Annotated in this window: 28 protein-coding genes, 1 other RNA gene and 1 riboswitch; of the genes, 16 read left to right on the top strand and 13 right to left on the bottom strand. The window is 37.8% G+C overall.

Going from position 1 to position 25,918, the window contains the following annotated elements:
- Positions 1–29: 29 nt before the first annotated feature.
- Positions 30–2,639, bottom strand: coding sequence for a transglycosylase domain-containing protein (locus CZ487_RS18480; protein WP_084783331.1), 2,610 nt, complete (start codon positions 2,637–2,639; stop codon positions 30–32).
- 40 nt (positions 2,640–2,679) lie between these two features.
- Positions 2,680–3,294, bottom strand: a complete 615-nt coding sequence (gene recU / locus CZ487_RS18475; protein WP_077213766.1) for a Holliday junction resolvase RecU — start codon at positions 3,292–3,294, stop codon at positions 2,680–2,682.
- 98 nt (positions 3,295–3,392) lie between these two features.
- Between recU and CZ487_RS18470 the strand changes: the two genes are divergently transcribed.
- From CZ487_RS18470 to CZ487_RS18460, 3 genes are all read left to right on the top strand, one after another.
- Positions 3,393–4,409 (top strand): DUF2515 domain-containing protein, encoded by a 1,017-nt coding sequence (locus CZ487_RS18470; RefSeq protein WP_337189755.1) that lies wholly within the window; start codon positions 3,393–3,395, stop codon positions 4,407–4,409.
- A 396-nt stretch (positions 4,410–4,805) separates the two neighbouring features.
- Positions 4,806–5,078: a hypothetical protein gene (locus CZ487_RS18465; protein ID WP_077213765.1), complete on the top strand. Its 273-nt coding sequence runs from the start codon at positions 4,806–4,808 to the stop codon at positions 5,076–5,078.
- Between the two features lie 74 nt (positions 5,079–5,152).
- Complete coding sequence (locus CZ487_RS18460) at positions 5,153–5,524, top strand: YppE family protein (RefSeq protein ID WP_077213764.1); 372 nt, start codon at positions 5,153–5,155, stop codon at positions 5,522–5,524.
- Between the two features lie 7 nt (positions 5,525–5,531).
- Here CZ487_RS18460 and yppF read toward each other — a convergent pair whose 3' ends face one another.
- Entirely contained in the window at positions 5,532–5,756 is a 225-nt protein-coding gene (yppF, locus tag CZ487_RS18455) for a YppF family protein (protein ID WP_077213763.1), read from the bottom strand.
- Positions 5,757–6,030: 274 nt separating this feature from the next.
- On the opposite strand from yppF, the gene CZ487_RS18450 reads away from it, so the two are divergent.
- Positions 6,031–6,591, top strand: a complete 561-nt coding sequence (locus tag CZ487_RS18450; protein WP_077213762.1) for a YppG family protein — start codon at positions 6,031–6,033, stop codon at positions 6,589–6,591.
- Positions 6,592–6,662: 71 nt separating this feature from the next.
- On the opposite strand, the gene CZ487_RS18445 is transcribed toward CZ487_RS18450, so the two are convergent.
- Both CZ487_RS18445 and CZ487_RS18440 read right to left on the bottom strand, forming a co-directional pair.
- Complete coding sequence (locus CZ487_RS18445; protein ID WP_077213761.1) at positions 6,663–7,136, bottom strand: Hsp20/alpha crystallin family protein; 474 nt, start codon at positions 7,134–7,136, stop codon at positions 6,663–6,665.
- 174 nt (positions 7,137–7,310) lie between these two features.
- Positions 7,311–8,003: a Crp/Fnr family transcriptional regulator gene (locus CZ487_RS18440; RefSeq protein WP_077213760.1), complete on the bottom strand. Its 693-nt coding sequence runs from the start codon at positions 8,001–8,003 to the stop codon at positions 7,311–7,313.
- Positions 8,004–8,189: 186 nt separating this feature from the next.
- Here CZ487_RS18440 and CZ487_RS18435 point away from each other — a divergent pair, with 186 nt between their 5' ends.
- The 9 genes from CZ487_RS18435 to CZ487_RS18395 all read left to right on the top strand — a co-directional run bounded on the left by CZ487_RS18435 (position 8,190) and on the right by CZ487_RS18395 (position 17,586).
- On the top strand, positions 8,190–10,463 hold the full coding sequence (locus tag CZ487_RS18435) for a DEAD/DEAH box helicase (RefSeq protein ID WP_077213759.1): 2,274 nt from the start codon (positions 8,190–8,192) through the stop codon (positions 10,461–10,463).
- Positions 10,464–10,475: 12 nt separating this feature from the next.
- Positions 10,476–11,750: a ribonuclease H-like domain-containing protein gene (locus tag CZ487_RS18430; protein WP_077213758.1), complete on the top strand. Its 1,275-nt coding sequence runs from the start codon at positions 10,476–10,478 to the stop codon at positions 11,748–11,750.
- Between the two features lie 317 nt (positions 11,751–12,067).
- On the top strand, positions 12,068–12,361 hold the full coding sequence (locus tag CZ487_RS18425; protein ID WP_077213757.1) for a CotD family spore coat protein: 294 nt from the start codon (positions 12,068–12,070) through the stop codon (positions 12,359–12,361).
- Positions 12,362–12,429: 68 nt separating this feature from the next.
- Positions 12,430–12,993: an SLOG family protein gene (locus CZ487_RS18420; RefSeq protein ID WP_077213756.1), complete on the top strand. Its 564-nt coding sequence runs from the start codon at positions 12,430–12,432 to the stop codon at positions 12,991–12,993.
- Positions 12,994–13,079: 86 nt separating this feature from the next.
- Positions 13,080–13,382 carry a cell division regulator GpsB gene (gene gpsB, locus CZ487_RS18415; RefSeq protein WP_077213755.1) on the top strand — a complete coding sequence of 101 codons (303 nt, stop codon included), beginning with the start codon at positions 13,080–13,082 and terminating at the stop codon, positions 13,380–13,382.
- A gap of 73 nt (positions 13,383–13,455) precedes the next feature.
- Positions 13,456–13,854: RNase P RNA component class B (gene rnpB, locus CZ487_RS18410), an RNA gene on the top strand.
- A gap of 296 nt (positions 13,855–14,150) precedes the next feature.
- On the top strand, positions 14,151–15,287 hold the full coding sequence (locus CZ487_RS18405) for a THUMP domain-containing class I SAM-dependent RNA methyltransferase (protein ID WP_077213754.1): 1,137 nt from the start codon (positions 14,151–14,153) through the stop codon (positions 15,285–15,287).
- A 94-nt stretch (positions 15,288–15,381) separates the two neighbouring features.
- On the top strand, positions 15,382–15,564 hold the full coding sequence (locus CZ487_RS18400) for a hypothetical protein (protein ID WP_077213753.1): 183 nt from the start codon (positions 15,382–15,384) through the stop codon (positions 15,562–15,564).
- Positions 15,565–15,663: 99 nt separating this feature from the next.
- Complete coding sequence (locus tag CZ487_RS18395; RefSeq protein ID WP_077213752.1) at positions 15,664–17,586, top strand: ATP-dependent DNA helicase; 1,923 nt, start codon at positions 15,664–15,666, stop codon at positions 17,584–17,586.
- A 90-nt stretch (positions 17,587–17,676) separates the two neighbouring features.
- Here the strand turns inward: CZ487_RS18395 and CZ487_RS18390 are convergent, their stop codons facing one another.
- The 5 genes from CZ487_RS18390 to CZ487_RS27280 form a co-directional block, all read right to left on the bottom strand.
- Positions 17,677–17,994, bottom strand: a complete 318-nt coding sequence (locus CZ487_RS18390; RefSeq protein ID WP_077213751.1) for a metal-sulfur cluster assembly factor — start codon at positions 17,992–17,994, stop codon at positions 17,677–17,679.
- Positions 17,995–18,007: 13 nt separating this feature from the next.
- A complete protein-coding gene (locus tag CZ487_RS18385) occupies positions 18,008–19,252 on the bottom strand; it encodes a hypothetical protein (RefSeq protein WP_077213750.1) in 1,245 nt (414 codons plus the stop codon).
- A 14-nt stretch (positions 19,253–19,266) separates the two neighbouring features.
- Positions 19,267–19,473, bottom strand: coding sequence for a DUF2249 domain-containing protein (locus CZ487_RS18380; RefSeq protein ID WP_077213749.1), 207 nt, complete (start codon positions 19,471–19,473; stop codon positions 19,267–19,269).
- A complete protein-coding gene (locus CZ487_RS18375) occupies positions 19,470–19,712 on the bottom strand; it encodes a DUF2249 domain-containing protein (protein ID WP_077213748.1) in 243 nt (80 codons plus the stop codon). The genes CZ487_RS18380 and CZ487_RS18375 overlap by 4 nt, the downstream gene beginning before the upstream one ends.
- Before the next feature lie 147 nt (positions 19,713–19,859).
- Positions 19,860–20,000, bottom strand: a complete 141-nt coding sequence (locus CZ487_RS27280; protein ID WP_202617856.1) for a hypothetical protein — start codon at positions 19,998–20,000, stop codon at positions 19,860–19,862.
- Positions 20,001–20,178: 178 nt separating this feature from the next.
- Here CZ487_RS27280 and CZ487_RS18370 point away from each other — a divergent pair, with 178 nt between their 5' ends.
- From CZ487_RS18370 to CZ487_RS18360, 3 genes are all read left to right on the top strand, one after another.
- The gene (locus tag CZ487_RS18370) at positions 20,179–20,412 is read left to right on the top strand and encodes a DUF2249 domain-containing protein (protein ID WP_077213747.1); all 234 of its coding nucleotides are present in this window, start codon (positions 20,179–20,181) and stop codon (positions 20,410–20,412) included.
- A gap of 158 nt (positions 20,413–20,570) precedes the next feature.
- Positions 20,571–22,091 carry a carboxypeptidase M32 gene (locus CZ487_RS18365; protein WP_077213746.1) on the top strand — a complete coding sequence of 507 codons (1,521 nt, stop codon included), beginning with the start codon at positions 20,571–20,573 and terminating at the stop codon, positions 22,089–22,091.
- Positions 22,092–22,127: 36 nt separating this feature from the next.
- A complete protein-coding gene (locus tag CZ487_RS18360; protein WP_077213745.1) occupies positions 22,128–23,033 on the top strand; it encodes a DMT family transporter in 906 nt (301 codons plus the stop codon).
- Positions 23,034–23,086: 53 nt separating this feature from the next.
- Here CZ487_RS18360 and CZ487_RS18355 read toward each other — a convergent pair whose 3' ends face one another.
- The 3 genes from CZ487_RS18355 to CZ487_RS18345 are packed head-to-tail and all read right to left on the bottom strand — an operon-like array spanning position 23,087 to position 25,384.
- A complete protein-coding gene (locus CZ487_RS18355) occupies positions 23,087–24,730 on the bottom strand; it encodes a b(o/a)3-type cytochrome-c oxidase subunit 1 (RefSeq protein ID WP_077213744.1) in 1,644 nt (547 codons plus the stop codon).
- A gap of 3 nt (positions 24,731–24,733) precedes the next feature.
- The gene (locus tag CZ487_RS18350) at positions 24,734–25,210 is read right to left on the bottom strand and encodes a cytochrome c oxidase subunit II (RefSeq protein ID WP_077213743.1); all 477 of its coding nucleotides are present in this window, start codon (positions 25,208–25,210) and stop codon (positions 24,734–24,736) included.
- Between the two features lie 24 nt (positions 25,211–25,234).
- On the bottom strand, positions 25,235–25,384 hold the full coding sequence (locus CZ487_RS18345) for a subunit I/II of b(o/a)3-type cytochrome C oxidase (protein WP_077213742.1): 150 nt from the start codon (positions 25,382–25,384) through the stop codon (positions 25,235–25,237).
- Positions 25,385–25,747: 363 nt separating this feature from the next.
- Positions 25,748–25,848, top strand: a riboswitch (purine riboswitch).
- Positions 25,849–25,918 lie beyond the last annotated feature (70 nt).

Below are 25,918 nucleotides of genomic sequence, written 5' to 3'. Positions count from 1 at the left end.
GAATTCCTTAGACGCTTTTTTTGTGTGAATTATGGGCTAGTCACATCAGGGATGCCTTCTAATAATCCACTTCCATTTTCTTGTTCGTTTTCATCTGAACGGTCATTATTGCCATTGCCTCGATTACCGTTTCCGTTTCCATTTCCATTATTCCCAGGTTCATTCCCATCTCCTGGATTTTCATCTTCTTCGTTTTCGTTTACGCCATCTTGTCTGCCGTTATTCCAATCTTCACCATCTTCGAAGTCTTCCTCATCTTCAAAGTTAAATGGATCAGGTATCTCAATCGTTGTCGAAGCTGGATCACTTCTTTGGCCGTCTCTTACCGTAAATACCTTAAATGAGTAGAACCCTCCAAATTCAGCTTTGAGACGCAGTTCTTTTTCCGCGATGGATGTTAGCAGCTGTTCTGATCCTTCATTACGTGAAGCATATACTTCAAATTGAAGCTCTTCTTCGCCGCTATTAGGATAATCCCAAGTAAGGACAATTTCATTTCTTTCCTTATCGTAGTCCGCTTGTAAGCTAGATGGTGCAGATGGCTTATCATATTTTTCAGACACCACCGTTGGAGCATTCCCTTTGATTGCGTATTCAGTTGCTATTTGATCTCTTGGTGTAAATTCACTAGCAAGTTTTGCAGGGATGGTCCCTTTTTCAATATTAACTTTAACGACACTATTAGGAACTGAGAAATCTTCCGTTTTAACATCCTTAGAAACATGTTCCATTATATGTTTAAAAATATATTGGGAAATCCTCGTTTCATTCCCCATCATATAGTTCTCGTTTTTATTATCATAGCCGGTCCAGACGGCAGCTGTGTAGTTTGTTGTATACCCAACAAACCATGCATCAGGTGTAGCACCATTTGGTATATTGTACTTCTTCTTGTCTTCTTCAGAATAATTGGTCGTACCTGTCTTACCTGCCACAGGTAATCCAGCTATTTTGACCCTGGTACCAGTGCCCCATTGTACAACATCTTTTAACATATCTGATATCATAAATGCTGTATAATCCTGCATCACAACTTCTGTTTCTGGCTTCATATTTAACTTCGTACCATCGCGAAGTTCAATTTCTGTGACAGAATGCGGTTCAGTATAAGAACCATTGTTTCCAAAAGCACTATAGGCACCTGCCATTTCTAGAGAAGACACACCTTTATCTTCTCCGCCAAAGCCTCCAATTGAATAAGATTCATATATCTCTTTCAAGGGAATGCCTAAATCAATAGCAAATTGTTTTGCCTTTTCTTCGCCGACAGCTTGAAATGCCTGCAGTGCAGGGATATTACGAGATAAAGCTAAAGCTGTTCTCATACTCATAACACCCATATGTTTGTTATCCCAGTTTCTGATCGGATCCCCGGATGAATATGTGTAAGGCTTATCCTCTAGTGCGTAATAAGTGCCCCATTTTAAATGCTCAATCGCAGGACCGTAATCTAATATAGGCTTAATCGTTGATCCTGGCTGTCTTTTTGCGTCCGTAGCGTAGTTGAATCCAAACTCCACGGTTTGATTACGACCGCCTCCAAGTGCACGGATGGCACCTGTCTTTGTATCGAGAAGAGTAACTCCAGCTTGGAATTGATCGTTAGGGTACTCAATTTCTCCATTTCCATTAAGGATCTCTTCTACATAAGCCTGCGCATTAGGATCAAGTGTCGTATAGATTTTTAGACCATCAGAGAAAGGATCTAAGTCAGGATATTTCTTCTCCACTTCTTTTACCACTTGTCCGATAAAGGAATCATAAGGAATATCGCCATTTTTCTTGCGGTTTTCTTCAGGTACAAGTGTTGAAGCTACATCCACTTTCTTGGCTTCTTCCATTTCTTCCTTGGTTATAAATCCGTGTTGATTCATTAATGACAGAACGATATTGCGCCGCTTTTCTGCTCTGTCTGGATGGTTAAAGGGATCATAATTTGCTGGGCTTTGCGGCATACCAGCTAATTGAGCTGCTTCAGCTAACGTTAACTCGTCAAGCTCTTTTCCATAGAATACTTTTGCTGCAGTAGCTATACCATGACCTCCGCTGTTCATCCAAACTTTATTTACATACATTTCAAAAATATCTTGTTTAGGATATTTGCGTTCAAGCTGGAAAGAGAGCCATGCTTCTTGTGCTTTACGAGAAAGTGTTTTTTCAGGCGTTAAAAATGAGTTTTTAACGACCTGCTGCGTAATTGTACTTGCACCTTCTGCTCCGAAGCCTTCAGTAATATTGGCGATCACAGCACCGCCTAAGCGAATGAGGTCAATACCATTATGCTGGTAAAAACGGACATCCTCTGTTGCGATGATCGCTTCCTCAACCAATTTCGGAATATCTTCATAGTCGACATAATCTCTTTTTTCAGCACCTATTTCCGTAATTAACTTTCCATCTTTGTCATAAATCTCTGAAGAAATAGGGTCTTTTAATAATTTTTCATCTAGCTCTGGAGCATCCTTTACCATGTATGCAAATGTGCCTACACCAGTAAGTAAGCCAACGATTCCGATCGCAACTAAGGTTAAAAAGATTCTCTTAATGGTAATTTTTCCACGGCTTTTCTTTTTCCCTTTCTGCTTGGCATTCGCCTGCTGCTTACGGCGCTCCTCTCTAGTTTGATATTTCTCAGTCATACGTTATGTCCTTCCTTTCTAAGCAAACAACCTTAGCATATCAGTTTAATCCATATAGTTCATCTATTATTTTAATATAGTCAATTCTTGGTCGAAATCCAAGTGGGATGTAATGACCAAATTCCTCAATCTCTAATTTGGTTACAGATTTCCTTCCACCATTCTCCATTCTTTTCCAAAAAACAAGCAAATGCTCTGCCTCGAGAAGGTATACTTCCTCTGTCGCAGAGAACCTAAGAATAACGAAAGCAATTCCACCTTGATCCAGCACTTGTTTCATATGTTTGATTTGATGTTTATGGAAGTTTTTAAGAGGAAATGATTGTCGATTTTTTGTTTCCTTTGCTTCAAAATCTAAATATTTTCCTTTGTAAACTCCATTATAATCGGTTGTTGAAGCTTGTTTAAAATAAGCTTCTTTAATCACTGCAGCACTTCTTTTAGGATAGTCAACATTGACAATCTGAACAGGTGTAGGTTTTTTATGAATGACGGCTTGGGCTGTTTGTAAATAAAAATCATTTGTTTCGTTTAGATCGTCTTCTAGAGTCATCCCTCTATTACTATAGGTCAAGTCTTTCATTCTTGTTTTTTTTATTGCCATTTGCTGTGCAGGCTGCACATACTTCTTTCCGTTAGGGTAATGAAAACTCATGGTTAGTCACCTCGCAAACTACTAACTATCATATCAAATGTCCATCAGCTTTGGTTGAATAAAAAGCACCATTTAACGAACTATAAAGGTATGACTGTATGTTGAATGGGGTGTTGGTCATTGTAATGCTAATGCGGGACCAAACAGTACAGCTGCCAGCTGTAGAACAAGAACTGGTTCATTCCATTAAGGAAAAAACCTCCATATATAATAGAGATAATATTTCAAGAACAAACGCTTATTATGATTTTTACAAGCGGCATCCTGAAATACGCTGGTCCTTTTTGGCACATATGGTGTCTAGAAATGCTGGCTGGAATATGTGTGACCTTAAAGGAAAGTGGCTGCCTAAGGTTTTGAACAAAAAACAAACAAACCGGTTATTTTTGACCTATGAAAGAGCAAATTGGTATATATTTCATGATGCTTTTCCACAGTTATTGCTCTATCACTATTCGACGAAAAATGAGCGTCCAATGTTTCACTTATTAAAATATTTTCATGTTTCATCATTTATGAAAGATGAGTGGAATATTTTTTGGACAGAAAAAGATCAGGAGCGATTAATGGCTGCATTGATTATTAATGAGCAAAATGTCATACAAAAGCCGGTGATACAACACCCGTTATACAAGAAACGCGTTTTTCATTCCCTTCTTTTCTCATTTCAAGATTGTCTTCATTTTAGCTCTGTCTTGTTTCCAACGGTAACTGGCAAGCTTTACGGAGCAAGTGTTAATCAATTTCGTTCAGTGAATCATCGAATTGATTTGGGGAAGAGGTTAGCGTCCATTTTATTTCATCATGAACTTTATCCGCTTTTTTTACAGTTTGCAGAAAACACTTATCATACTGGGTCACGTACTGATTATGAACAATATTTTCCAAAAGAAACTGGTAATAAGACTCCACTTTTAAGAGAGGTATATCCTGTTATAAAACATCATGTGCATAATCGCAATGATTGGCTGCATGATCGTAAGGTAAAGGGAAACTGGTTTACCGACAAGGTGGTCCATCGTCATCCTGTTATCTTGACGGATTGGTACAATAAGAAGCAGAAGAGGCTGCACCGATTAATTTTATTAAAGGAATTAATATACCCTTATAAATAAAAAATTAGAGAGCAGGAAGCTTAACTTCCCAAAACTCTCTAATTTTTTAGGTTTTAAGTTGATGGCCGGTCTGGCCCCTCCATTTTTTTATCTCCGTAGCCTGGTTTAGACTCCTCGAGTTTTTTAGGTTGTACACCATTTTTTTTCTCGTTTTTCTTCATTTCATTACACCTCCGATTTTAGTTTGCTCACTCCTTATGGGATCATTCTCATTTCCTGTCGAATTTCTCGAGTATTGGTTGAAAAAATCTACTTTCTTTGCCGAATCTCTTCTAGTTTTGTCATGGGTGAAGGATGTCCTTCTTGAAGAGAGAATATAACGTATTAACGGGTGAGTTTTTATTTTTCTCTATCAAGTCTTAAGATATGTAGATCATTTAATAGGAGGTATGGAGAATGAAACGGTCTCACATTCAGAAGGAAGAATTATTGATGATGTTGACGGAGATACATGACCAGTTAGAGGATTTAGAGAAGACGCTTGATCGAAATTTATCTGACTATCGAAAAAACAAGACGAAGGAACAATCTCTTAAGTTGATTAATTGCGAAAGTAAAATCTTTAAGTTAGAAGGGGAATATGATAAAGGACGTTTTCAGGCGTTAGATTTAACTCAAAATACCAGCTTTACGAATAAATCAGGCATGAAACTTGAACTTGGTTTTTAATAAAAATAAAATAAAGTGATGACTAGTAGCTTTGACTGTTCATAGCTACTTTATTTTTTTAGGAGGGTACTTAGGTGACGCAAGCAAAAGAATTACAGTTATTAACTGAAAAAATAATATCTTATTTGAATACTATCGAGGATAAATTTCAAGAGGTAAAACGAACCGGTGAAAAGGGAGAATTTTACTCGGAAGTTAAGCCTTTTGCTGATGATGTTAAAGAGATAAACGATCGATGGCTGAAAAGTGCAACAGCCTGGGTTGAAGAAACTATGCCGAGGAATTTATTCCCTAAGCAAATTGAGTCCGCTCATGAGCAGATTGAAATGTTATCTGTGCAGGCTTTTTATCCAGACACAAGCTTAACTCGTTTTAAAAACTATTTACAATCGGTGAGATTTATATTAACAACTTTAGCTGATTTGCTGCAAAAAAAAACCCCTTAACGGAGTCTTAAATACTTTGATTGTTAGATTCGATGAGGGAAAGGTTCTGAGATAGGTCATCAGGGATTTTTGCACCCAGTGATTCAAGCTCACGAACTATATTTTTGTATTGTCTCGTTGTAATTTCATTGAAGATGTAAGCCTTCTTAGCGAAATCAAGTAAAGCGTTTACATTTTCAGTTGAGTAATTTTTTTGCAACGAAAATTTTTCCATTAATTCGTGAACAAGCATTTTTAATCCTCCTCCATCTTTTCAAATCATATAATTTAATTTTCTTAGAGCAAGCGCATTTGTTATTAATATCCTATCATGAAATGATGGGATATTGTAATTTTCTCAAAATTTAAACTTCCGACATCATCCTTCATCGTTAGACAAAGTTAAGAAAGTTTACCTGCCCCAATCACCCCATAGGCATATCAATCATATGTTGTAGTATCGAATAAATTGCTTAATGTTAAAAGAACATTGAAACGTGCGAACTTAACAAGGAGGAATTCTGCATATGTTTGGCCGAAAAAATCAAAAGGCTTATGGCCAGTCTCGCAATACACTTTCTTTTCGATATCCACATGCAAACATGACAGCCAGTGGGGGCCAACTGTATGGGAGGCAAAACTACCAAGCCAACTTTATTCCGCAGATTCCATTAAATGCTAATATGAACGGAGCTTCAATGGGATTTGGAGGGAATTTACCACATAATCCTTTTCCTGATTATGGATTAACGAACCCATTCATGTCGGGTGGGGGATTTAATTCATTTAACAGTCAAGGATACAACAATAAATCAATCGATTATATATATCAAAATCCACTGCAGCCTCAAAAGAGTGAATCTGTTAATCCATACTACTCAACTCAACCATCTTATATGCATCCTTATCCGAAGCAATCATTTGTTCACCGGCCACCTTCTGGAATGCAGTCTATTTTAAACTCTTTTAAAGCTCAAGATGGCACCTTTGATACGAATAAAATGATTGATACGGCAGGGCAAATGATAAATGCTGTCAGCCAAGTGTCATCTTTAGTCAAAGGTATAGGAGGAATTTTTAAAGTTTAATAGAGAAACTCAAACGGCCCTTAGTGGCCGTTTTCTTATTCTGAAATAAAAAAACGGAAAACCTTAACGGGTTATCCGTTCGTCTCGATATTAATTTTTTTTCCTCTTCTTTTCGGAATCCTTACTTCCAGCAGACCATCACGGTACGAGGCTTTTACTTTTTTATCATTAATTGGCTGCCCTAAGTAAACGGTTCTGCTCATTTTTCTCATAGATTGTTGACTTCTGATAAGCTGCCGATTTTCATCCTCTTCTGTGAGCATTTCATGGTGCTTTACAGAAATTGTAATAGAATCATCAACGACCTGTAAATCGATTTGTTCTTTTTTTACACCTGGGAGTTCAGCAGTGATGATATGCTCTGCTTCGCTTTCTTTCACTCCAACAGGAAAACTGGTAAAAGGTAATTGAAAGAACTCATCGATGCTTTGTAATAGTCCTTTTACAGGCTTTGCATGAAAAAATTCATTCATGGACCGCATTAAATCACCAAAAGGCTCCTCTAGTTTTCTTTTTCTCGGATCATTTGGCAGATTTGAAGACATGTTGATCACTCCTCATTAAAATGCTTCCTTACAGTTTATTCCTCACTTAAGATCGCTGTTCATAAATTAAGAAATGTAAATGGTTTTTTTAACATTAATTTCTCTATAAACTAATATAAAGAAAAATATAAAAAAACAAGCGGCTCATCTAGTGAACCGCTTGTTTTATTTTTATTAAAGAAGTGTATCCAGGAGTTCATGAGGGTCAAAGATCATATTACCTTTAGGGTCGACCTCAATTTGATGTTCTTTTTTCATTTTTGTCAATGTTCTGCTGACCGTTTCGCGCGTTGTTCCGATCATATTGGCTAAATCTTTATTCGTAAATTCACCCTTAAGCTTCATTTTTCCGTCCTTCATTTCTTGTCCATGCTCTCTTCCTAAACGTATGAGAAGCTTGATGATTTGTTCAGTCGTATTATTTAATACTTGTGCTTCTAAGCGTTCTTGAAGGTCAACAATTTTCTCACCAAGTACTTTAAACACTTTAATCGATAACTCAGGTTGTTCGACCAGCAGGTTTTCAAATTTTGCGATCGGAACGACAACCAGTGTTGAATCTTCCGTCGCTTCAGAAAAAGCAGGATATCCACCTTTTCGGAAAAAACCTACATGTGGAAACATATCTCCACTTTTTAAAAAGTTTACGATTTGTTCCTTGCCTGTCACATCACTTTTGTATATTTTTACTTTCCCATCGTATATAAAGTAAACATTTTCTAGTGGGTCATCCTGTAAAAATATATGGTTTCCTTTCTTCCATTCTCTAGAAATAGAAATATTAGCAATTTCAGTTAATTCTTGATCAGTTAAATCCCGAAAAAGAGTGAATTTGGATAGAACCTGTTTTATGTCTTCTATTTTCATTCGTACACCTCTATTAATGATCTTCCCTTCTATTGTACAAAAGTCTTATAAAAACATAAAGTTTTTTTAGAATTGTCTGTGAGATAAGGTAAGTCAAGAGAGGAGTAAATTGCCAATTAAAAAGTGTAAAAAGTACTTTTTTTACGAACGTTTATTCGATAAGATAAGAATATAGAGGTGAACGAAATGAAAGTACGGAAAAGCTTACCTGATTTTGTAAAAGACCTGAAATTAGATGAAAGGTTTAAAGAGAATATTGTTCATTGGCATACGATTGAAGAAAAGGAAGCTAGAACAGCGGATCTCCCCGAGACCGTTCATCCTAAATTACAGCAAGCTTTGCAAAAAAGAGGGATAAATCAGCTTTATACACATCAGAAATCGGCGTATGAAGCATCGCAAAATGGCAGTAGTTTTGTGGCGGTTACACCAACAGCTTCGGGGAAAACACTATGCTATAATCTTCCTGTTCTTCAGAGTATCACGGAGAACACAAACACAAGAGCACTTTATATCTTCCCAACAAAAGCTCTAGCTCAAGATCAAAAAGCCGAGATTAATGAAATCATTGAGGAAGCGGAATTAAGTATAAACAGCTATACATATGACGGAGATACGGCAGCTAATATACGGGAAAAAGTCCGCAGAGCGGGGCATATTGTCATTACGAACCCTGATATGCTTCACTCTGCCATTCTGCCTCACCACACAAAATGGGTTTCATTATTTGAAAACTTGAAATATGTCATTATCGATGAACTCCATATTTATCGTGGAGTTTTTGGGAGTCATGTGGCGAATGTGATACGACGATTAAAAAGAATCTGCCAATTTTATGGAAGTGATCCGCTTTTTATCTGTACATCAGCGACGATAGCAAATCCATTGGAATTAGCAGAAAACCTCACAGGTGTAAATATGAAATTAATTGATAATAACGGAGCACCGAGTGGAAGGAAGCATTTTTTATTTTATAATCCGCCGATTGTGAACAAACCATTAAATATCAGAAGAAGCGCCACGCTCGAAGTTAGAAAGCTGGCTAGTGAGTTTCTGAAAAATCGTATTCAAACGATTGTATTTGCCAGAAGCCGTGTACGTGTTGAAATTCTCCTAACCTATCTTCAAGAAATCGTGAAACATCAGCTCGGTCCAAAAGCAATCAGAGGCTACAGGGGAGGGTATCTTCCGACAGAACGCAGGGCGATTGAAAAAGGGCTGCGAAACGGTGATATCTATGGTGTTGTAAGCACGAATGCGCTAGAGCTGGGTGTTGATATTGGACAGCTTCAAGTGTGCATCATGACAGGATACCCAGGGTCGATTGCGAGTTCTTGGCAGCAAGCTGGGAGGGCAGGCAGGAGACACAGTGAGTCATTGGTCATCTTAGTGGCGAGTTCCACTCCGCTCGATCAATACATCATTGAACACCCAGATTATTTTTTTAATAAAAGTCCTGAAACAGCAAGAGTCAATCCAGATAATTTAATTATTCTTATTGATCATATGAAATGTGCGGCCTATGAGCTTCCGTTTCGCCAAGGTGAGCAGTTTGGAGCAGTGGACACAGAAGAAGTGTTAGAATACTTAACAGAGGAAAGAGTTCTCTATCAGAACGGAGATAAGTGGTATTGGATGAATGACTCTTTTCCTGCGCATAACATCAGCTTACGATCTGCTTCACAAGAAAATGTGGTCATTATTGATTTCACGACTACTGGAAATGTGAAAGTGATTGGGGAAATGGATCGTTTCTCGGCGATGACACTTTTACATGAAGAAGCTATCTATTTACATCAAGGAATACAATATCAAGTTGAAAAATTAGATTGGGAAGAGAAAAAGGCTTTCGTTCGAGAAGTTGAAGTAGATTACTATACTGATGCTAACTTGGCTGTTGAATTAAAAGTGTTGGAAATGGATAAGTGCCGCTATATGGATAATAATCAAGTTGGCTATGGAGATGTCAGTGTTCTTGCTAAGGCAACCATCTTTAAAAAAATTAAATTTGATACCCATGAAAATATTGGTTCAGGCCCTATTTCGCTGCCTGAGGAAGAACTGCATACAAGTTCAGCGTGGATTTCTATTCATGAAGATTTTAATGAATTGAAAGAGTCTAGACTTGAACAAGGTCTGATTGGTGCTGCACATGCATTAAAGTCAATCGCACCGCTTTTTATTATGTGCGATCCGCAGGATATCCATGTTGTTCCGCAAGTAAAAGCCGTTCATAATGAAAGGCCAACCATCTTTATTTATGACCGCTACCCTGGGGGAATAGGCCTTAGTGAAAAAATTTACGAAGGAATGGAATTCATTTTAGGGGAAGCAACAGCAATGATTCATAAATGCAGATGTGATAATGGCTGTCCGTCCTGCATCGGCACAGACACTTCAGCCGAGACGGCTAAAAAGGATGTATTACGATTACTATACTTGTTTGCTGCAGCAAATTGAAGGTGAAAACTCATGTCATTGCGAAAAAAGCTAAACCGCTTAAAACCTCATTTAAAAACTGATCAAGAAGGGAACAGAAAGGAGAATGTCTTAGAAGAAGAAGCACGATCGGACCAATCGGTAAGTGTCCCGTTTGTAAAGGAATGGGAAAATGAATCTGTTACCCCTTACTATTTTGATGGAGAATATTGTTTAGTTAGGGAAAAAGCCTATCCCTTGAATACGAAATATGGATTGTATCGATTTTCGGAATTCGTTGATGCGGTCAAAGCCTGGAATCAGTCATCTTACAACCATCCCTTATCTTCTAAAGGTTTTTCTGAGGAAGAGCTATTTTTCTTTGATACCGAGACAACCGGATTAGGGGGCGGTACTGGAAATACCATTTTTTTACTTGGGCAAGCGAGTATTAAGGGAGACCATGTTGTGATAAAGCAGCATCTCTTACCTAAACCCGGTGCCGAAGTGGCTCTATATCAAAGTTTTCTTGAAAGCGTCAATTATACGACCCTTGTTACCTACAATGGCAAAGCCTTTGATTGGCCTCAAGTGAAAACAAGGCATACTTTAATCAGAAATCAAGTGCCAAAGCTTCCGTCTTTTGGACATTTTGATTTATTTCACGCAGCAAGAAGGCTCTGGAAACACAAGCTTGAAAGGTTAAAGCTCTCAATTGTTGAAAAAGAAGTATTAGAGATTGAAAGAAGAGATGACGTTCCAGGCTTTTTAGCGCCAATGATTTACTTCGATTTTGTTGAACGACAGAATCCAGAAGGAATCATAGGAATATTAAGGCATAATGAGATGGACATCCTCTCTTTAATCACTTTGTATACGCACTTAACATACCAGCTCCTATCTATAGACCGAGAACAAAGCATTACTGAATCATATGAAGTTGGCAGATGGTATGCGGCCATCGGGGAGACAAGTGCAGCAACCGAAATGTTTACATCTATTGCAGGCTCAGAGGAGATAGATGCTGTAAAAGCTAAGCTCGCCCTTTCGTTTCAATGGAAAAAGGAAAAATGGTGGGAAAAAGCTAGAACGCTTTGGGAAGAAATCGTTGAGACGAACTATGCTGACTTGGGTTTTGAAGCAAGTATAGAATTGGCAAAATTTTACGAGCATAAAGTAAAGGATTTGCAGAAGGCATTATTTTATAGTGAAAAGGCAAAGGACCTTTTGGAAGTAGAGTCATTAGAAAATACAAAAAATAAGAAGTTTGTTCAGGTCATGAAAAGACTTGAGAGGTTAAGGGGGAAAACGGCAAAAAAACATTCCTAAATTCGTCATAAAAATATTAAAATATCCACTATTTCTGTATTGTCTATGTAAATATAAGATAGTAAAATGATGAATTGTAGTGATTGATTTTATTAGTAGTGGAGCTGGTTTTTTTGCAAAAGGCAATATTATTTTTATTTTTTGCCGTAGTTGGTCTAACGGCATTGATTTTTACCAACTTAAAAGGTGGATTTTATACTTTCCTTTAAATTAGAAAAGTGTATCAAGAAAATAGGTATTTTGATTAGTACAAGATGTACTCCTTTATCATAGGGTATTAGTGTAAAGTACAAAACACTATGAAGGGAGTTATGTTAATGCATTGTCGTCCAAATATTTTGCCTACTGTTCATCACCCAACTAAATGTTGTGTAAATCACACATTTTCTAACAATGTGGTTCCTCACGTTCACCCAACTCATACAACAAATGTGAACCATATTAACTATCAACATCAACATTATTTTCCGCACACACAATCTACTGTGAATGAGGTAACGCATCAACATTTTGCAGCAGGTCCAGGACCTGGTCCAGCGGCAGGACCATTCCAAGGGCCAGGACCATTTGGCGCTGGACCGTTTGGACCTAGACCACCATTTGGCAGATAATCTAAAAGGCAAGGACTCTCCAAAGTCCTTGCTTTTACATATATAGATGAGAAGGGGCTTTATGGAGATTGGCTAAGATTACGTTTGTATCTGGTTACAAGGCGCATGAAATAGGCGTTTTTAAAAACAATGATCCAAGTGTATCATTCATTAAAAAGGCGATTAAGAAGCATCTTACAACGCTTATTGACGAGGGACTGGAATGGGTGCTGATTAGCGGACAATTAGGTACGGAACTATGGGCAGCGGAGGTCGTATTTGAACTTCAGGATGAAGGTTTTGACCATATAAAACTTGCAGTATTTACGCCTTTTCTCAACCAAGAAGAAAATTGGAAGGAAGAAAAGAAAGAATGGTATGAATCCATTCTCCTTCAAGCAGATTATGTAAATTCAATAACGAACAAGCCCTATGAAAAACCATGGCAATTTCGTTTGAAGAATCAATTTTTAATTGATAAAAGTGATACATTGCTTTTATTCTTTGATGGGGAACGAGATGGCAGTCCAAAATATGTATATGAAACTGCCCTGAATTATCAAAAGAAGCATTCATATGATATACGCTTGATTGATTTCTATGAACTTCAGTCTATTGTCGAGGAAGAGCAGCTGCGAAATATGTGGGACTAAACTCCAATTTAAAAAAGAAAAATTGACAAAGTTGCATATTTTTGAAAAAATAATGATAACGATTGGCTAACACTGAGGTGAGAGTTGTGCTTTCTGATAAAATAAAATTAACCGCTAAAGATATATTGGAGAAAGAATTTAAAACTGGTATGCGTGGATATAAACCAGAGGAAGTTGATAAGTTTCTAGATTTAATTATTAAGGACTATGAAACCATGCACCAAGAAATTGAAGATCTGCAGCAGGAAAACTTAAAATTAAAAAAACAGCTGGAAGAAGCGTCAAAACGACCACCTGTTTCGCAAACAGCTGGTACAACTAATTTTGATATCTTAAAAAGATTATCCAACTTAGAAAAACATGTCTTTGGAAGTAAACTTTACGAATAGGAAAAGTCATTTTCTAGTTTTTGCTATTGCTATTGTTACATTCATCACATATAATAAGACATGTACTTTAATAGCGTTCGGGTAATCGCTGCAATTGTTCTTGAAACATTGTAGAGGAAAGTCCATGCTCGCACAGGCTGAGATGCTTGTAGTGTTCGTGCCTAGCCAATTCATAAGCTAGGGCAGCGGGGTAAGACTCGCTGACGGCAGGGAAAATACCTAAGTCCATATCATATGGATATGGTATGAATACCTTGAAAGTGCCACAGTGACGGAGTCTGTTCAGAAATGGACAGGGTGGAACGAGGTAAACCCCACGAGCGAGAAACCCAAATTATGGTAGGGGCACTTTCTCTTAGGAATTCAACGAGGAGAAGGACAAGTTGGTACCAACTTGTAGATAGATGATTACCACCGGAGTACGAGACAAATGTCGCTTGCAGTACGATGGAACAAAACATGGCTTACAGAACGTTATTAATTTAAAGAATAATTATCATAAGCTCTCCATTGTGGGGAGCTTTTCTTATAGGGAGTTATTATGGTAAATTATTCCGGGATATAGTGAGGTCTATTATCTAGAAAAACCTGCGATGGAGGCCTACTGGTTGAATAACTGTGATACTAGGTATAATAAAAAAGTGTTTGATATTGCTTCGGAGTGTTTTTACCATAGAAATGGAAAGGTTTTAAAAAGAAGAAAAGTTGGAAATACATATTCTAAAATGGGTAAACCATCAGTCGAATATATGATATAAGGGTGAAGTTATGTCCACATTTAATATAATTGCTACATCTGCAATGGGGTTAGAGGCTATTGTAGCAAAAGAAGTTAGAGAATTAGGCTACGAATGTCAGGTTGAAAATGGCCGTATTCAGTACAAAGGGGACGAAATGGCCATTGCTAGAAGTAATTTATGGTTAAGAACGGCTGACCGAGTTAAAATAATTGTCGGAGAGTTTAAAGCAACTACATTTGATGAGCTTTTCGAAAAAACAAAAGCTCTACCTTGGGAAAAGTTTTTGCCTGAAAACGCAGAGTTTCCTGTTTCAGGGAAGTCGGTCAAATCGAAGCTTTTTAGTGTTTCAGATTGTCAAGCTATTGTTAAGAAAGCAATTGTCGATCGCCTAAGAACAAAATACAAAAAGACAGGATGGTTTGAAGAGAACGGCCCGCTTTTTAAAATTGAGGTAGCCCTTCTTAAGGATGTGGCCACGATCACAATCGACACAAGTGGAGCGGGACTGCATAAACGGGGCTACCGTGCTGGGCAGGGGGAAGCGCCCTTAAAAGAAACCTTGGCGGCGGCGTTAGTGTTATTAACGAACTGGACAGGTGATCGTCCGTTTGTGGATCCTTTCTGCGGCTCAGGCACGATCCCTATTGAAGCGGCACTGATCGGTCAAAATATTGCTCCAGGATTTAATCGTGAGTTTGTCTCGGAGCAATGGAACTGGATTCCGGATCGTTTATGGGATGAAGCGAGAATAGAGGTTGAAGATAAAGCGAAATACGATCAACCATTGGATATTACAGGCAGTGATCTCGACCATCGTATGGTGAAGATCGCTGGAGAAAATGCATTTGAGGCTGGGCTTGGAGAGCTGATTAACTTCAAGCAAATGCAAGTGAAGGATTTTACGACAACAAAAGATTATGGTGTAATCGTCGGAAATCCACCATATGGAGAAAGGCTTGGGGATAAGGAAGCAGTAGAGAGTATGTATCGTGAAATGGGACAAGCGTTTGCACCATATGATACGTGGTCCGTCTATATGCTGACCTCAAATGAAAATTTTGAGGCGTGTTATGGTAAAAAAGCAACTAAGAAAAGAAAGCTCTTTAACGGTTTTATCAGAACTGATTACTATCAATATTGGGGAAAAAGACCGCCAAGAAATTAACGTTCATCTTAACAGCATATGTCTTTACTTTGGTATAAATCCTGATTACAATGAATAAAATAACTAATATTTCCATTTAATCAGGAGGATGGCAATGAGAGATTCAACGATTGATTTTAATTCAATTTCCCGTGCATTATCTGGTACCATTGAGGCATTGGAAAGTGCAGGAGATCCCTCAGCATTAGAGCAATTAACAGATGCGCAAGAAGAGTTAAAACGGGCTTTGTCTTTTTCCTTATCTCACATGAACGGACATGAACTAACAGAAGATTAAGTTGCATTTCAACAAGACTGCATTTACTATTATATAGTCAAGAGGCTGACTCTCTTTACCGGAAGAGCAGTCTTTTTCTTTTGGATTTGGAGGATACGTATGCAAACAAATTTACCATTTACAATATCAAAAAATGAATCATTTATTGACAAATTGGGAGAATGGATTGGCGATGTTTTTTATGACATTCTTCCAGAAGCAGGATTTGAACTTCGCGATGAACAAATATTCATGGCTTTTCAGCTGGAGAAAGCCTTTAAGGATAAAAAAGTGATTTTTGCTGAAGCAGGAGTTGGTACGGGGAAAACAATTGTATATCTTCTTTATGCTATTTGTTATGCCAGATATACGAATAAACCAGCAATTATTGCATGCGCTGATGAAACACTCATTGAACAGCTCGTAAAAAAAGAAGGGGATATCGCACGACTGGAAAAAGCGTTGGATTTAAACATTGATGTGAGACTTGCAAAGTCCCGAGATCAATATTTATGTCTGAATAAGCTTGACCAAGCTGTTTCCTTGGAAGATTCATTTCGTGATGTGTTTGAAAGCCTTCCTCCTTTTGTACAAAGCGGAGCTTCGATGCAGTCTTTTAGCCGCTATGGTGACCGAAAGGATTATCCGCAATTAACGAATAGAGAATGGAATGAGATAGGCTGGGATCCATTACAGGATTGCTTTACTTGTGAAAAAAGACATCGATGCGGTCAAACGTTGCATCGAGATTTCTACCGCACTGCTCAGGACCTTATTATTTGTTCACATGATTTTTATATGGAGCATATTTGGACAAAGGATTCAAGAAAGCGGGAAGGACAGCTCCCTCTTTTACCAGACAGTTCTTGTGTAGTATTTGATGAAGGGCATCTTCTCGAATATGCTAGTCAAAAGGCATTAACCTATCGTTTATCTGAAGCGACATTAGAAACGCTGTTAACAAGATTGATGGAAAACAATGTTCGTGAAAAAACTCTTCATATTATTGATGAGACACTAATAGAAAATGAACGTTTTTTTGATGAATTAATTAATGCTTCATCTAAAACAGATGGTTCTGAGAAACAAATGATTACAAAAACAGAAGGTGTATTAAAACATGCGAAAAATCTGCATTACCTCCTGTCCAATCTTGAAGAAGAACTTGTCTTTGAAAGTGAAATGTATGTCATCAACGAGTATGATCTAAAAATTGTCGAGGAATACCTTGAACAAATTACTTATTCCTTGAGCTTGTTCTTAAAGGATTTGAAAGGCATTATTTGGTTTGAGGAAAATAAAGATGAGAGAGTGCTTGTGATCATGCCTCGTATGGTTGAGGACATTATGAGGGAAGAGGTATTTTCTCAAAAGAAACCGTTTGTCTTCTCTTCCGCAACACTTTCGGAAAATCAATCTTTTGACTATATCGCAAAATCCCTAGGAATTGAAGATTATTTATCTTTTTCCGTTAATTCACCATTTAATTACGATGAGAATATGACAATTAACATGCCTGCTTTTGCTGAGCCAGGTATGGAGGAGAAATTGACTTATAGTATTGAACAATTAAAGGAATCTAATGGAAGAGGCCTTGTGCTGTTTACAAATGAAACAGATATGAAAAATTTTGCGGAGAGAATCTCATCTGAAAATCTTAATTTCCCAGTGTATACAGAAGGGGAGGCGGAAATAAGCACACTGGTTTCCAAATTCCAAAATGAAGAGAATTCCGTGCTCTGTTCGACACATCTATGGGAAGGGTTAGATATTCCTGGACGGTCATTAGAAAATGTCATTATTTTTGATTTACCGTTTCCGCCGAATGACCCTGTCTTCACTGCAAAGCGCGAGGGCGCAGAGAATCCATTCTTGGATGTAGATCTGCCATATATGCTTTTAAGGTTAAGACAAGGGATAGGAAGATTAATTCGCAGTCATGAAGACAAGGGGAAGGTTCATATCTTAGTAAGAGACGATGTAAGTGAGAGTGTGATGAATCAAATCATCAAAGTCCTCCCAACAGAAATAAATGAAAAATGAAAAAGGATAGGGGCTTAGTTCCCTATCCTTTTTCACACTCTAACTGTCCGCACCAGGAAGACACTGTCTTTTGATGGTACCTGGTACCTTTTATCTGCCGATGGCTCTTAGGCCTGCTTCGGTCATTTTTTCGGGGCTCCAAGCTGGTTCCCATACGACTTGTACGTCAACATCATCTATTTCTTCCATTTCGAGCAAGCAGTATTTTACACCGCCTACAATGCTGTCATGAAGTGGACAGCCGGGTGTAGTTAATGTCATTGTAATGGCGGCAACTCTGTCTTCAAGAAGAGAGATATCATAAATCAATCCTAAGTCAACAATGTTTATATTTAATTCAGGGTCAATGACCTTTTTTAAATTTGTACGGATTTTTTCCACTAATTCTACTTGTTCTTGTAAGTTCATGCTAAGAACCTCCTCATTTTTTCATAACGGCAAGGATTGCTCCTCCGAAAATAATTGATGCTAATAGGATGAGAGATTGACCTATATAAAAGAGTACGGCCAGCCCAAGTACAAGACCGCCGGAAACGATACCAACCCCTAAGATAAAGATAATAAACAACGGCAGAGCTAACTTTTCGTTAATCATATCCTTCAGTGCGGGTACATCCTTTTTGCCGATAATTTGACTATATTTATGTGTCCACCATAAAAATGGGACAATTTTGTATAAATAACCAATAATGCTAAAGGCGATCCATAAAAATAGATAGGCCGCCATTAAGGGTCCGACGAATACGTTCAAGGTGTTCGTAACAGCAGCAATAAAAGCTAGTAAATGAATGATTTCGCCAAAAATAATGGCTAGAAGGGCGAAACTAAAAGGGCGGTCGAGCTTTTTCTTGATTCTCTTTTTTACTATGATGGAAATATGATATAGAAATAAGCTGAAACCAATCAGTAATAATAGAAATCCTCCTGTAAGCATGATGGAATGGTCTAGGAAAAATGACAGAACGACCATTATGAGCCCTGCTGCATACATTCCAAATACGTATTTTGCTAAATTCATTGGATACCCATGGGAAAGAGAAAACATAGGTGCCATTTTATAGGAAAAACCAAAGATTAGCAGGGTGAACCAGCCGGCAGTCCCTATTAAGATATGACTTTTAAAGATGGATGTATAATAGCTCCCAGCAAAACCTGTATTCATAGAGATAACAAGTGTAATCCCAAATGCAATGGTAATGAACAAACATAACAGTGCGCTGCCGACGAATATGGTTAAGATATTGGGCTTTGCTTGTTTGCGTAATGTCATGCCCATTTGAACGATAAATAATAGGATTCCTGCAAGCATAACTACTCCTGGGATAAGAGCCGATTCGGGTGAAATATAGAGTGCACCCGCAAACCAGACGATTCCAATAGCAGTAACCCCGAATTGGATAAACCCGAACTTCTCACTCCATATAGGGGTTAGAAATGCAACTGGAACAAGCTGGTACATCGATCCCATGGCAATCATTAATGCCCATCCTAAAATAAAAAGATGTGCCGCCGACCAAATGGCTGGAATTCGATAGATTCCATTTATTAGTGATTCCCCGTTGACAAGAAATAAAGTTTGGGAGAGAATCATGGCGATGATGCTAAATAAAATAAATGAAAATGGTAATTTTATGTTTGTTTCACTACCCAAGTTTTGTGGAATCATGATCATACACCTGCTTATTTCGTAATTTCGATCGTAAAGCTGCCATCACCATTTGCTGTGGTGACATGCTTATAGCCTAGTTCATCCAATTGTTCGTAAAGAAACATCGGACGACGATCATTTGTAATTTCCAATGTTTCACCGGTATTCAGCTTTTCTAAAGCCTCAAGTGTTCTCATCATTGGCTGTGGCGGTTCTAAGCCGCGATTATCCAATTTCATTTCTTAGGACCCCTTTTTGTGAAAATGATTTTCCAATGTTTCTTTTCTAATTCCTCTTCTTCATGATCGAAGCCTTTTGCTTTTAAAACAGTAAACAGTGGTGTTGGTTTGAATGGAGCATGTAGAACAAATACATCATTTTCCTTTAAGCTGCTTACAGCTTCCATAATTTTTTGAAATGGTTCGATCTTATTTTTTAAATCTTCCCTAACGTCTAGCTCAATTATTTTTTGTTCCATCGGCTATTCTCCTTTATCTTTCTGTCCTGTTTATCTATAACTTAATGATAATCATTTTCAACAGGCCGTTATGTGATTTACATCACGAAAACCTGAATTTCTGCCAAAAAAAAGCCCGCAACAGATTATTGCGGACTCCTGGTCGATTTATTTTTCGGGGGTATTTTCTTCAGCACATTCAAAGCAAAGTATCTTCTTGTCATCATCTTGTATGATCCCATTAAAAAAGCCATCAAGACAAAAAACTTCCTTATTACAGGCTGAACAGTTTCCAACTAACTCTTTCATGCCGTCATCTCCTTATCTCAATATTTTGATTTTACTAATTTTACTAAAAGTATACTACTGAACGGAATGATGAAGAAAGTTCTATAAAAAATTAAATATGTGTGACAAGCCTCACTAGCTCATCCCGATGAAGTAGTTATACTAATATTGTAAAACGACATATAAGGAGTGAAAAAATATGAAAGATTTTGCAGCAGAAGTAATAGCACCTAATTTCCCGCCGAGGGAGAAACATCCAACTATCTTTAAAACATTTGACTCATTGAAATCAGGTGAATGGATGCAGCTGGTAAATGACCATGATCCAAAGCCATTACAATATCAATTCATGATTGAAAGAGCAGAAGAATTTACTTGGGAATATCTTGAAGAAGGACCAGAAACATGGAGAGTTGCAATCGGTAAGAAGTAATTAATAAATTAATGAAACATCCCTCACTACAAAGGACAACATGCCGTCATTATGACGGCAGTTGTCCTTTGTGCTTTAATGATAGAAATCCTTTTAAACATAACTTTCTGAAAAATGTGATAAGATAATAAATGTACCCTTATGTAGGAGGATTGTCTATGATTGAAAAGGTTAAACAAATCGAAAATGAATTTATCCATTATGTGAAAAAAATGAGTGCTTATCAGGAAGCACTTTCAATTATTTTCTGGGATTTGCGAACTGGGGCACCTAAAAAAGGTGCAGACCAGCGTTCTGAAGTAATAGGGATGCTTTCAACAGAAGTTTTCAATATGTCCGTTTCAGAGAAAATGGCTGAATACATAGAAGAATTATCAACGGATGGTGCAAAGCAGTTTATAGCCGAAGTGACAAAGAAGACGGTCGAGCATTGCAAAAAAGAATATGATCGTAATAAAAAAATACCAGCAGAAGAGTACAAGGAATATGTGATCCTTCAATCCAAGTCTGAGAGTATGTGGGAAGAAGCAAAAAACAATTCAAATTTTGAGCAATTTAGACCTTACTTAGAAAAGTTGGTCGAGAAAACCAAACGCTTCATTGAGTATTGGGGATATGAGGAACATAAATACAACACATTATTAGATATGTATGAACCTGGTATGACCGTTGGCGTATTGGATCATGTATTTGGGGAAGTAAGAGATAAGATTGTTCCCCTTGTACAGGACATCTCAAAATCGAAGCATAAGCCTGATACCAGCTTTCTTTACAACTTCTTCCCAAAGAAAAGTCAAAAGGATTTTAGTATAAACATACTTGAACAAATGGGATTTGATTTTAACGCTGGACGTTTGGACGAAAGTGTCCATCCTTTCGCAATTGGTTTGAGCCCAGGGGATGTGCGTGTAACAACTAAATATAATGAAAATGATTTTCGTGTAGCTGTTTTTGGAACGATCCATGAAGGAGGGCATGCGTTATATGAGCAAAATATCTCATCAGATTTGGCCGGAACTCCGTTATGTGCTGGAACTTCAATGGGGATTCACGAGTCGCAGTCACTTTTTTATGAAAATTTTGTAGGACGCAATCTTTCGTTCTGGAAGAAAAACTATGAACTTTTAAAGTCATACTCCAGTGGACAATTTGACGCTATTTCTCTTATAGATTTTTACCGGGCTATTAATGAGTCTAAACCATCACTTATTCGTATCGAAGCTGATGAGCTGACATATCCTTTGCATATCATTATTCGCTATGAAATCGAAAAAGGGCTTTTTAATGATGAAATACAAGTGAAGGACCTTCCTGCAGTTTGGAATGAAAAATACGAGCAATATTTAGGAGTGCGACCCGACAATGATGCAAATGGAATTTTACAAGATGTCCATTGGTCGGGCGGAAGCTTTGGCTATTTCCCTTCATATGCATTAGGAATGATGTACGCGGCACAATTTAAAAACACATTGGAAAAAGATCTTTCTAACTTTAACCTCCTGCTGGAAGAAGGGGACTTATTACCAATAAAAGAATGGCTTACCAAAAACATCCATCAATATGGTAAAATGAAAAAACCTCTTGAAATCTTAAAAGATGTAACAGGTGAGGAGCTAAATGCACAATACTTAATAAATTACTTGCTGCAGAAATATAAAGAAGTATACCAAATGAAATAAATATCTTATATTATAGACAAATAGATTGGAGAGGAAATGAAAAAATTTTTACCTTACATCATGATAGCGTTTGGCGCTGCTCTATGGGGATTAATTGCGATATTTGTAAGAGAGTTGAAAGAGGCTGGTTTTTCCGAAATGGAAATCGTCACGATTAGAGTAACGTTTGCATCCGTATTCTTACTAATAATCGGGGGCGCGGCTTATAAAGATCAATTCAGAATTCATGTGAAAAGAATCCCTTTATTTATTGGTACAGGAATTTTTAGTATTGTATTTTTTAATTGGTGTTATTTTTCTACGATTAACCAAATGAGTGTATCGCTGGCAGTGATCCTTCTTTATACATCACCAGCATTTGTGACCATCCTATCGGTAATCTTTTTAAAAGAAGCGCTGCATGGGAAGAAAATTATCGCAGTGATCGGTACAATTGCAGGATGTATATTGATAGCAGGAGTTCAGAGTAATCCTTCCGTATCCATTACGATGGCGGGAGTATTAACGGGACTTGGGGCAGGTTTTGGCTACGCCCTTTACAGCATTTTTGGAAAAGTGGCTTTACGTTATTATAAGCCATTTACAGTAACACTATATACCTTTGTTGTCGCCGCTGCTGCTCTCATTCCTTTCTCTGGAGTGTGGAGCAAACTAGATCTCCTGTTTTCACCTCGTATTTTTTTGTATAGTGCAGGACTAGGGTTGATTCCAACTGTTTTAGCTTATTTTATTTATACTTGGGGATTAGAGCAGACTGAGAGCAGTAAAGCAGCCGTTATTGCTACGGTAGAACCACTTGTTGCAACAATGTTAGGATTGTTTATGTTCGGGGAAAGGCTCGGGATTAGTCAGTTTGTCGGATCGTTGCTAATTATTTTATCGGTGATCATTGTAAATTTACCAAAAAAAATAAAGACAACAAGGCTGGATTACTCAAGTTAATAAACAAAAGCACTAATTCAAGTGGAATTAGTGCTTTTGTTATTTTAGTCTATTTACCAAAGTTTGAAGCCTTTTGCTCCAGGAGGGGCATTTTGAATCATATCAATGAACGGAACTGTATAAGCGAATAAGACAAGAAGTACGGTAATTCCTAACCAAAGCTTCCAGTTTTCAAATACCATTGGTGCTTTTTCTGCTTCATGTGCAACTTCACCAACAGGGAATTCCTCTTCTCCTTTTGGTGCAAAGAACGCGAGATTAATAAAGATATAGAGCATCAAAATAATAGCAATGAATAAGATTGAACCACCAACAGCCTGTGCAATTTGATAAGGAATCCATTCTATTGCTTGAGCTGCTCCGCCATATTCAGAGTATGCAGAACGACGTGGAGCTCCCAATAGACCTGCAGCGTGCATTGCACCTGACATAAATGTCATTCCAATTGCCCAAAGAGATCCTTGAATAAGACCTAGTTTATTAATCTTTTTTGTAAGCTTACGACCAGTTAAATGCGGCACAAGCCAAAATGATACACCAAAGAATGTTAAAACAACAGCTGTTGCAACTGTTAAATGGAAGTGTCCGGTAACCCATATCGTGTTATGGACAACTTGGTTCATTTGGTGGGAGGCATTAACAATACCGCCGGCGCCTGCTGGAATGAAAGCGACCATTCCAATGAAAGGAACTGTAAAACGGGCATCGCCCCAAGGTAATTTCTTAAACCATCCAAAAAGACCAGATCCACCTTTTGAACGTCCAAAACTTTCAAAGGTTGCAAATAATGAGAATGCTGTCATAAGTGATGGAATAACAACTAAGAATGTTAAGATAACTTGTAAAAATTTCCAAGCTGGGTCAATACCTGGTTCTAATAACTGATGGTGGAAGCCAACTGGAATTGAGAAAAGTAAAAATAAAATGAAAGACATTCTTGCTAAAGAGTCTGAGAATACTTTTGCGCCAATGACTTTCGGTATAACAACATACCAAGCCATGTAAGCTGGCAGCAGCCAGAAATAAACTAGCGGGTGACCGAAATACCAGAATAATGTACGGCTGACACCGACGTTAACTGTTTCTACAAGTCCTAAAGACCATGGTAATAATTGAATAAGGACAGTTGAAGCCACTCCAATCGTTGCAACCATCCACATTAACGTATTTACTAAAGACATGAAGGTCATTAACGGACTTGGCTGTCCAGGGTTTGCTTTGCGCCATTCGGTGTATTTCATAATGATGGCGGCACCGTCAAGCCAGCTTCCAACAATTACTAAAGTGAGACCAATATAGTAAAGCGCATGAGCTTGAAGAGGAGCGTAAAAAGTATAAAGTACAGTTGCTTCATTTAGCAGAATCATAGTAGCTGCCAATGCGGTTCCAATTGTCATGGTCCAAAAACCGATCCAGCCAATTGTTCTTTGCTTGCTTGTTAAAGTTCCTGATGTTTTACTTGTTGCCGCTAATTGGAAACCCATAATAAAGAAAGTAGTAAGTACAAGTCCTAAAACAACACCGTGTACCGTTAATACTTGGTAATAACCAATTCCTGCGGGAAGTTCAAATTTCCCAGAACGAACTAAAACTTGAAGTAAACCGGCAAGTCCGCCTATTGCTAACGCGATGAATGCCACATAAAAGTGGGCCATTGCAAGCTTTCCGTCACGGCGGTCAACTTTTTGACTAAGCATTATTTACTCCACCACCTTAATCTTTGAAGTCATCATGTGGTGACCAGTACCACAGTATTCATTACATAGAATCAAGTATTCTCCTGGCTTATCAAACACTGTAACGTGTTCACTAATGTATCCAGGTTCTACCATCATATTAATATTTGTTCCTGCTACTTCAAAACCGTGAATAACGTCTTTTGTAGTCGCAATTACCTTAACTTTTGCTCCTAGTGGCACTTCTACTTCTCCAGGCGTATAAGCGAATGCTTGGGCAACGAAAACTAATTCATAATCCCAATCCTTACCTTCTACTTTTTTCAAGCCTGGCTCATTGAATGGAGCAGTTGTATCAACCTTTTCAGGATCAATCGTAGCTAGACAGCTAGGCGGCTGGTTTCCGAGGTAAAACGCGCTTACCCCAAGGACAGTTAGGAATACTAACAATGCTGCTACACCGAAGATCAGCCAGACTTTCTCAAACTTATGCATATGCATGGCTTCTATTTCCCCCTTCTATTTTTAAAAACGATCTAAGTATAAAAAGTAAACGCCAACCCAAGTAAGAACAATAAAAATTCCGACAAAGAAAACGGACGCTAATGTTCCCTTTAATGAAGATCCATCTTCTACCTCTGTATGGGTTTTGTTTTTAAGTTGAGTTTGAGCCACTTCACTCACTCCTTTCGAAAAAATTGGTAAATGAAAATGATTACAATTTCATAATACAAGACAATTGCGAAGAATCCATATGGTTTTGGGTAATTCACAAATTGTTCATTAGTGCTATATACACTATCTTAGTAGTGGAAAATTTATATAACAGTGATTTTTATCACATATAAAAATTGAAAATGTGACCATTTTGTGAAAAAGGGCCTAGTGATACATTCTGGTGAATGTTGGTGAGAAGGGGAGTTTGAAAAGCCCTTTTTTGGATAAAGGTGGTACTTTGGTTAAATACGAACAATGGATCTAAAAAGGTATTTTTTATTCGGAAAAACCTTGTAAATGAATAAGAGCATGTTATAATGTTACTATCAATTTAGAACCTCTCATATAATCGCGAGGATATGGCTCGCAAGTTTCTACCGGACACCGTAAATGATCCGACTATGAGTGAGCAGTGGGATATGTATCGTTATCCTTACCTTAACCTGCGGGAGTCTAGGGTTATTGCTTCACTTATGTTTTTGTGAATGCAAT

It is taken from the genome of Robertmurraya dakarensis, assembly GCF_900156875.1.
Taxonomy (GTDB): domain Bacteria; phylum Bacillota; class Bacilli; order Bacillales; family Cytobacillaceae; genus Robertmurraya; species Robertmurraya dakarensis.
This window is presented reverse-complemented; position numbering and strand designations above follow the sequence as displayed.